This is a genomic window from Limosilactobacillus gastricus PS3 (assembly GCF_000247775.1).
Lineage (GTDB): Bacteria > Bacillota > Bacilli > Lactobacillales > Lactobacillaceae > Limosilactobacillus > Limosilactobacillus gastricus_A.
Genome location: NZ_AICN01000079.1, coordinates 1 through 8003 on the forward strand (window position 1 = coordinate 1; position 8003 = coordinate 8003).

The following is an 8003-nucleotide window of genomic DNA, read 5'->3' on the forward strand; positions in this document are numbered from 1 at the left end:
TGAGGCGAGTGAGCATATACAAGGTGTTTAGATTGTTGATATATCAACGATTAACCGCTATCTTGTGTACATCGTGTGTACAGAATGTGCTATAATACTGCCATAGGGATTTACAAGCACTATATACCTATTTTCTTTATATTCTTTCTCGAAGGACTAGCTAAGGCTAGTCTTTTTCTTATAGTTGGTCAAGTGCGCTTATGATGTGATCGTCGGTCTTATCCTTGTACTCGTCAATCAAGTAGGCGTATGTGTCGGTGGTCGTACTAATGTTGCTATGACCCAGCCGGCTACTAATCGCATAGATATCAACGCCTTGCGATAGCAAAATAGCCACGTGTGAGTGTCTTAGTGAGTGGAAGTGGAAGTTGGCCCGCTTAATACCTAACTCGTCTAATAACCGCCGTAGGAGCTTGTTGACGGCGTTTGAAGTCGGTATCTGTCCGAATTGGTCGACAAAGACCATGGTTGACGATGAAACAGCCTGTAACTGCCGTAGTAATTTAATCAAATTATCCGGTACCTTGATCGTACGATTGGACGATTCAGTCTTAGTAGGTTTGAATCTATGGTTGACACTATCCCAAGTTTTGCTTATCGTGATGGTCTCGTGTAGATAGTCTATATCGCTCCATACAAGCCCCTGAATCTCTGCTAGACGCATTCCAGTATAGATCGCCGTAACGATTATGTAACGGCTTGTGTAGCGCCGTAGGGGGTTAATACCGTCGATCGTGTAGTTAAGTAGTCGCTTGATTTCATCAAGATTCAAATAATCAACTTTGACCATCTTATCCTTATTAGCGACGACCTGAACGCCTTGAGTGAAGTCTTTGATGATGTAGTCGTCTAGGATGGCCGATTGAACGCAACCACGCATAATACTATGCAACTTTTGCACTGATTTTGGCGCATGATCTGACCCGTAGGAGTTGATGAACTCTTGATAGTCCGTCCGTGTGATATCCTTGATTTTGCGATACTGGAAAAAGTTGACGAGTTGACGGCGGATGAATCCATAGCCTTTGTACGTCGATTCTGTGACATGCGGCCGCTTGTATATCTCGATGTAGTGATCGAAGTAGTCAACCAGCGTCGAATCCTTATCGATCTGTACTCCAGATACTAGCACCGATTCTTGTTGCACGCTCCACTGGTTAGCCTGTGATTTAGTTTTGAACCCTGATTTTGACTTTGAGTGCCGTTTCCCACTACTATCCATCCAAGTTATACGAGCCTGCCACACTTTACCCCGTTTTGTGATTGACGCCATTGATTTTTCCTCCAAGTGTAAATTAAAAGCAGGAAGTTAATATAAATACTCCTGCCGTGCGTGTTATCTATTTTTCATTTTGTTGCTGTTCTCTAATGATTTGTTCTAGCTTATCTAATTTATCGTTAAGTTGATCGTTTTCTTTGTGTAGTTTATCTAACTCATCTTTTAAATCAACATCATCATTAGCAATAAAGAAGTTGCTAATTGAGCTAGTTAGCATTCCAATAAAGCCAATTCCAATGATCATTACCATAACTGCAGCTAACTTACCAATAGAGGTGGTTGGTGAAATATCACCATAGCCAACGGTTGTGGCAGTAGTAATTGACCACCACAGAGCGGTAGCAAAATCTACCTTTTCTGAAATGCTATACATAGAAGCACCAATGATTAGTACTACAATACTTATGTAAATGTAATAAATTAAGCCATTGGTATTAATAAACTTACGTAACCTTCCAGTAAGGCCTATAAGTCTAACTAGTCTTAATAGCTTCAACAGCCTAAAGATGCGAAAGACTCTGGCGACCCTAAAGAAATAGAAAATCTGGTTAACGGGGATAATGGAAAGTAGATCCCAAATGTTGCCAGCAATAAATTTTCGTTTATTTTTTGATGCAATTAATCTACCAAAATAATCAATTGTAAAGATAGTCAGTATTAAGTTGTCAAACACGTTGTATGGATAGGCGGTAATATCAATACTTTTTGCATAATCCAATACTATCATAAAAATCGAAGCAATCGATAGTGCTGCCATCATAATTTCGTAGCCGATATAAATGATGTTTTTATATTTATTGTTAATCATGGTTGGGTAAAGTCCTTGACCAAGCGTGTGGCAAACCGGATAGCCTGCCCATCTTCTTTTATTACTCCCACACGGCGGATGTCCGAGAGATCGCCAAAGTCTACTTCTTAATTTACATTTGCTAATTAGCTTGACTGATACTTTGCTTGATTTTGCAAGATTCTCGATATTCGATTGCATCGGGAATTTCGTGAAAATCAAAGGTTAAGTTCTGATAGTTTTTTAGAACATCTTTTACATCATCAATAGTGATATTAAAGTACTCTTTACGATTATTTACTTGATTGAGGCGCTGTTTGTTAAAATGCTGATGCAGTTCACTTTCCAATTTAAAAGCATCATTGCTGAAGATTAGGGCGTGGACATCAAACTTAAATGGAACAGAGGCACTCCCCAATTCATTAATTCGGTCCATAGGTTCTAAACGGCGGGTAACACCAATTTTGAAAACATCTTTACCAAAGGAACCAATGTTAGAAATAATATAGACATAACCAGCCGTAGGGTTTTCAGCACGGTCTGTTAGTTTATCTTTCTTGACGCGAATCTCATCCAGCTGAGCTTGTAATTCTGCTAATTCAGATTTCAAAGAGTCAATCTCAGTGGAGTCATTAGTTTGGGAAATTTTCTCGGTTAATTCCTGCTGAGCCTTTATAAAGTGATCTTCGTCTTTTTCGTACTTCTTCTTTTCTCGTGATAGTTCTTGTTGGAGTTGCCTTTCTTCACGTTCACGCTCACGTTCTTCACGGAGGAGTTCCTTTTCCTCATCTTTTTTCATCGCATATTCTAGTGCAATGTGGGATTCGTTGATCTTTTCATCAAAATACGCCGTGCTAATACGAACCCCATTTGGGCCATTCAATTTATTTAACTGATTGAATGAATTTGATATTTTCTTTTCAATCGTCTCAATGTTAGCCTTTGTAACCCTGTTAATAGCTGCTTCACATTCACCGTTAAAGGCCCTGAGTAATTGCTTGATGTTCTTCTTTTGCATGGCTTCGCCCTTACTTTTGGAGTTATCAAGCATCATTGGACGGAAGATGGTAGCCGCAATATTTTCCCTGATCATATTCTTTTGAGTAGCCCTGGTTTGATCTAATTGTGCTTTATACGAACTTGAGTTAGCGAATGAATAATGTGGTTTGTATAAGCCAAATTGTTCAAAGTAAATCTGATCGCCTACATCCGCAAGCACCTTGCTCTTCTCTTCAATCTCCATCTTAAGGTGATTTAACTCGTCCTTTAAATCTTCAACGTCGCTGATTAGGTCTTCTTGTTCCATTAGCTTTTCTTTGTTGTCACGGTCCAGTTCAATATTTGTTTTTTGCTTGACCGATAGTTTTTCATTGTTCTCCTCAACTAATCGTCGGTTTGCATCTTGCAACCGGTCATTGGCTTCTTGAAGATATGCAATCTGATCTTTGAATTGCTGAATTTTAAAGATATCTAACATTTCTACAATCTTCTTTCTATTTCTATAAATTTACCCAACTTTGTACCAGTCTTCTATAAGGTAGCCTAGCCTTAACGGAATTCCAAATCCCTCACAAAACTCAACCGAATTATTGATGTAGATATTATTCTCTTGGCAATACCTAATTAATAAATCAACCGCTTTCCGGTTGGCTTCAATTTCATTCTTGGGCGAAGCCATCACATGGCCGCAAAGTGCATGGCTAATTTCATGGGCATAGATGAATGGGATCTCTATCGGGTTATACCAATTCATGTTAATTACCACAACACGGTTTGATACATTTGTTTGTGAAGGGGTATTAGGGAGAAGTTGTCGGGTAGCAATGATGCTCACGTTGCGGTCATAGGCGTAATTAATCAACCATTGAATTAAATCGTTCATAGCTTACTTGCTTTTATTCATGTCGCGATCTAGATACCCCTTAACCAGGTCACGAATGATCTCCTTTTGGTCGTCACTAATCGGCTTGCCTTGGTAGGACTGCATGTTATCAATAGCAGTGTCTACGGATGTTGGCTCGTTGATCAGTTCATGGTCAGTTGTTAGATATGAGATGTTCACATTATAGTGGTTTGCTATCTTTTCTAACGAACCGGCTCGTGGCATTTTTCGCCCGTGTTGCCAATCTGAAACTGTTGAATATGCAACGTTAATACTATCAGATAACTTTGATAAATTTTCGTCATGTTTCTTCATTAGTTGATTCAGGTTGGCTGAGAGGATTTCGTTAATATCTTTCATTGTTCATCTCCTCAATAATCTTCATTCTTTCAACGTCTATAGTATATCACGGGAACGGAAGAAAATTACGCTTTTTCCGAAAAAAAGGTTGCTTTTCGTTAAAAGCGTGATATAGTGTATATAACGAAAGGAGGGATGGATATGGAAACTGCAGCAATACCTATTGAAGTAAAGCACACTATTGGCGATTTGCGATTTCGAAAAGGATTATCACTTGAGCAGGCCGCGGAAGACATGAAAAGCGTTGGGATAAAAACATCGGACAAGACTCTTGGACGGTGGGAAAAGGATTCTTCCGTGTTGTCGTGGAATCAAATGCAGAAGTTCGCAGAATATTACGAGATACCGTTAGATTATATTTTTTTTGGTCCCAATAACGCTTTTAGCGAAAAGTAAATGGAGTAATTGGAATGGAAAACCAAGTAGAAATTATCAAGCAAGTAAACGATCAGGATGTTATGGATAGCCGAGATGTGGCAAAGATGATCGGTAAGATCCACCGCCACTTAATGCGGGATATCCGCCGGTATATCAACGATTTAGAGGAGAGTCCAAAATTGGACTCACGTAAATTCTTCATCGAATCAAGCTACGAATCGCAACAAGGCAAGACGCTTCCTTGTTACCTACTCACGAAACAAGGCTGTGAATTCGTGGCTAATAAGTTCACTGGTAAGAAAGGAACCATCTTCACCGCTACTTACGTTGGATTGTTCAACCAATACCAAGAAGAACATAACGGTAAGTTGATCGGTAGTAAGGATAAGAAACTTACCAAGGATAACCTTGAATTTAAACGTGAATGGTTGCTTGAGATGAAGCGCCAAAATGATAACAAGGAACACCAGTTACGGAACGAAGACGCCAAGATCTGGTTAGAATTAGCCGATCGGGCGGATGAATACGGTGAAACACGGATGGCACTTGATATGCGAAATGACGTAATCGGCATGATGACACGGTTGCCAATCAGTGGCCGGGAAGAATATTCCGCTAGTCAAATTGGCGAAAAACTAGGTGTTTCACCACTGCAAATTGGTAAGTGGGGCAACATTCTAGGGATCAAGAGTGATCATCACTTGAGTTACAAGACGGCTGAAGGGGCATGGCGCTACTATCCAAAAGCAGTTGAACTGTTCCAAAAGAATCAATTCAAGATTCAAGAAGATTTCTTTGATTAGGGGGAACAAAGATGACCGAATTCGAAAACGTAAGAGAAGCACTTGATGTATTAATCAGCTTTAGGAGGCGTAGAGATGCAACTGACATTGAAGGAAGCCCTAGAGAAATAAAAAATCTGCCTTTGTTGCACCAAAGACAGATTTCGAAATCGTTTGTTACCAGGAACGGCGCTAGCTGTAGTAAGTGAAGGCTTGATTGTGTTAGAAATATGATTCATTGAATTTACATTTACCATCGCCTTTGGTAATGAAACGGCGCTAGAGATAGCGCTAATATTGTTAATTTTCTTCGTTGCAGTTCGTAATGCGGCGGATGCACTAGGTGTTAGCCTAGACGAATTCAGATAGGGAGGCGTAGAGATGGAATTAATCGCATGGACTGACGGTATGTCGATGGTCAGCCTTGGAGTTGAAGATGACACTGACGAAATAGTAAAGCAGGTTATGGAATTGCTTGAAGGAAAGACACTAGGCAAGGCAGAAACGATCCTAGCATTAGCTTTAAGTGAAGTTCACGAGGAATTTAGTAATAAAAAAATAGGAGATAGCAATGATTAACGGTGCCTATTTAACCAGACTAGATAATGGTAAAACCTGCGCTATTAGTGCTGCTAGTGGGAATTTGCCGTCACTGATCAACGTTTCAGAAAAAGAAAAACAGATCCTTGAGGATGAATATGGTCATCCATTAAAGAACCTGCTTCTAAGAGTTGGAGAAGATGAATATGAACTAAAGATTCAGGACGACGACTTAGGGCTGTAGGAGATGCAATATGAAGAAAGGATTACGAGCATTTCGGCATTTAGAAAGCACATACTGCCAGAAGCCAAAGCAATGCAGTCAGATGAAACAAATTGGATTCAAAAAAGGCCAGCCTGCAAAGAAGCAAGCTGGCCGGTAAAAGACTACTTCTCAGTTCTTACACCTTTGAACTTAGTTCCGTCTTGTTTGACATTTAAAAACCTGCCAGTTTTCGTATCGCGCTTAACGTAACGATTGGTCTTGGTGTTTAGAACCTGAGAACGTCCACGAACCATACCCTTTCGAGCATTGTTTTGTGGAGGGTTAGTAGCCATATAGTCACCTCCTTTCATTAGGAGATAAGTCAATTATATCAAGGAGATAAAACAATGAATAACGAAAGAAAAGAGACAACACTTGCAGAATTAATTAAACAGATCAGTGCTGCAGACATTGCACCATACGATTATAAATTGGTGCATATCCCAGTTAATTTTGAAAAATCAGAAGCATTAAGGAATACAGACATGAATAAAGATGAAATGAACTTAAAAGTAAACATCGATACGAAGGCAGTAACTAAGGAACTAAAGAAGCTTCGGAAGCAATTAAAAAAGACTAAGCACCTCTATAAAGAAGTGATCAGCCTTAGTGACCAGCTTGATGAATTAGAAGTTAAACACGATGAGGATATTGAAACCGTGAGAGCTTTAATTCAACAAGCTCACGCTAGCGAACGGTTAAGTAATCGCCATGATCGGTAACTTGATAACCGTTCTTATGTAGCTCGGCAATAATTTCATCTTTGCTCATCAAGTAATTGCTCGGAATTATAGATGTTTCATCTTCATTCCCCATGCCAAAAGTTGTCTGAAGATAGTTATCTAGATCTTCCCAGTTGAACTTACGACGAGCAGATGGCTTTGGACTGAGCCCCATGTTTTCACCTCCCTTCATTGGAGGATAACTAAATTATAGGTGATTGAAATGGAAGTAACAATGACAGTGCCGATGGATGAGGAGATCTTAAAGAGCATTGCTAAACAGGTTGTTAACTACCTTCCGGAACAACCAGCAAGCGAACCGGAATGGATGAAATTAGAGCCTGCTAGGCAGTTCCTATTCTGCAATAAATCTCCAGATTGGATTCGGTTATACATCTTCGATCGCTATCCAGAAACGACAATGAATAAAACCAATCCAGATGGCTTTGTCGTCAATCCTAGAGGCGGTCGGGGAAAAACAACACAAATTAATGTGCCGTTGGCCAAGAAGTGGTTAGCGACACACAGGAGCAAGATTGATTGGAATGAGAGGTTATAGAAATGAAATGGTTGAGATTGAAGCGAGAGGGGGTAATTTAAAATGTCAGAGCTTCGAATGGGCGATTTCTCGTCCAGAACAATTATTATCGACGGGATTGAATTAAACGGTGTCCGATCAATTAAAGTCGAACGATATGGGAATAAATTAAAAGCTCGAATTGAATTGATTTGTGATCAAATTGACTCCGAATTAAATCTAGTAACCAATGGAAACGGACGTAAGGAGAATGACTATGAGTCGTAATTTAACGTGGACGTTAATCGGAATGGCGGATATGTTCGCACTAATCAGCGATAATTCCGCACTTGCCTTTGTATTGGTATACTTTACCGTCTTTGGCATCTTATTCAGCAACAAAGGAATCCGTAATTGGATTATGACCACTTTCTTTTAAAGTTAGCTAATTTAACATGCGGGGAGGGAACACTATGTGGAAACTAAAAACG

General features: G+C 39.7%; 14 protein-coding genes. 8 read left to right on the forward strand and 6 right to left on the reverse strand.

What is annotated here, in order from left to right; all coding sequences use genetic code 11:
- Positions 1–178 precede the first annotated feature (178 nt).
- The 5 genes from PS3_RS09500 to PS3_RS10730 all read right to left on the reverse strand — a co-directional run bounded on the left by PS3_RS09500 (position 179) and on the right by PS3_RS10730 (position 4308).
- Positions 179–1273: a tyrosine-type recombinase/integrase gene (locus tag PS3_RS09500; RefSeq protein ID WP_040468846.1), complete on the reverse strand. Its 1095-nt coding sequence runs from the start codon at positions 1271–1273 to the stop codon at positions 179–181.
- Positions 1274–1340: 67 nt separating this feature from the next.
- Positions 1341–2087 carry a potassium channel family protein gene (locus PS3_RS09505; RefSeq protein WP_007122824.1) on the reverse strand — a complete coding sequence of 249 codons (747 nt, stop codon included), beginning with the start codon at positions 2085–2087 and terminating at the stop codon, positions 1341–1343.
- Between the two features lie 121 nt (positions 2088–2208).
- The gene (locus tag PS3_RS09510) at positions 2209–3543 is read right to left on the reverse strand and encodes a DUF4041 domain-containing protein (protein ID WP_040468849.1); all 1335 of its coding nucleotides are present in this window, start codon (positions 3541–3543) and stop codon (positions 2209–2211) included.
- 30 nt (positions 3544–3573) lie between these two features.
- The gene (locus PS3_RS09515) at positions 3574–3948 is read right to left on the reverse strand and encodes a M48 family metalloprotease (RefSeq protein WP_040468851.1); all 375 of its coding nucleotides are present in this window, start codon (positions 3946–3948) and stop codon (positions 3574–3576) included.
- A gap of 3 nt (positions 3949–3951) precedes the next feature.
- Entirely contained in the window at positions 3952–4308 is a 357-nt protein-coding gene (locus tag PS3_RS10730) for a helix-turn-helix domain-containing protein (protein ID WP_040468852.1), read from the reverse strand.
- 141 nt (positions 4309–4449) lie between these two features.
- Between PS3_RS10730 and PS3_RS09525 the strand changes: the two genes are divergently transcribed.
- The 5 genes from PS3_RS09525 to PS3_RS09545 all read left to right on the forward strand — a co-directional run bounded on the left by PS3_RS09525 (position 4450) and on the right by PS3_RS09545 (position 6995).
- On the forward strand, positions 4450–4704 hold the full coding sequence (locus tag PS3_RS09525; RefSeq protein WP_040468853.1) for a helix-turn-helix transcriptional regulator: 255 nt from the start codon (positions 4450–4452) through the stop codon (positions 4702–4704).
- 14 nt (positions 4705–4718) lie between these two features.
- Positions 4719–5489: a Rha family transcriptional regulator gene (locus PS3_RS09530; protein ID WP_007122826.1), complete on the forward strand. Its 771-nt coding sequence runs from the start codon at positions 4719–4721 to the stop codon at positions 5487–5489.
- 360 nt (positions 5490–5849) lie between these two features.
- Positions 5850–6047, forward strand: a complete 198-nt coding sequence (locus PS3_RS09535) for a hypothetical protein (RefSeq protein ID WP_040468854.1) — start codon at positions 5850–5852, stop codon at positions 6045–6047.
- Positions 6040–6252 (forward strand): hypothetical protein, encoded by a 213-nt coding sequence (locus PS3_RS09540; RefSeq protein ID WP_040468855.1) that lies wholly within the window; start codon positions 6040–6042, stop codon positions 6250–6252. Before PS3_RS09535 ends, PS3_RS09540 begins: the two co-directional genes overlap by 8 nt.
- A gap of 368 nt (positions 6253–6620) precedes the next feature.
- On the forward strand, positions 6621–6995 hold the full coding sequence (locus tag PS3_RS09545; RefSeq protein WP_040468856.1) for a hypothetical protein: 375 nt from the start codon (positions 6621–6623) through the stop codon (positions 6993–6995).
- Here PS3_RS09545 and PS3_RS09550 read toward each other — a convergent pair.
- On the reverse strand, positions 6961–7170 hold the full coding sequence (locus PS3_RS09550) for a hypothetical protein (protein WP_040468857.1): 210 nt from the start codon (positions 7168–7170) through the stop codon (positions 6961–6963). The two genes, PS3_RS09545 and PS3_RS09550, sit on opposite strands and share 35 nt — an antisense overlap.
- A gap of 48 nt (positions 7171–7218) precedes the next feature.
- Between PS3_RS09550 and PS3_RS09555 the strand changes: the two genes are divergently transcribed.
- Genes PS3_RS09555 through PS3_RS10535 form a run of 3 tightly spaced genes read left to right on the forward strand, consistent with a single transcriptional unit; the run spans position 7219 to position 7951 of the window.
- Positions 7219–7554, forward strand: a complete 336-nt coding sequence (locus PS3_RS09555; RefSeq protein WP_040468858.1) for a hypothetical protein — start codon at positions 7219–7221, stop codon at positions 7552–7554.
- A 42-nt stretch (positions 7555–7596) separates the two neighbouring features.
- On the forward strand, positions 7597–7800 hold the full coding sequence (locus PS3_RS09560) for a hypothetical protein (RefSeq protein WP_040468859.1): 204 nt from the start codon (positions 7597–7599) through the stop codon (positions 7798–7800).
- Positions 7790–7951 (forward strand): hypothetical protein, encoded by a 162-nt coding sequence (locus PS3_RS10535; protein WP_176662266.1) that lies wholly within the window; start codon positions 7790–7792, stop codon positions 7949–7951. The genes PS3_RS09560 and PS3_RS10535 overlap by 11 nt, the downstream gene beginning before the upstream one ends.
- Positions 7952–8003: the final 52 nt, after the last annotated feature.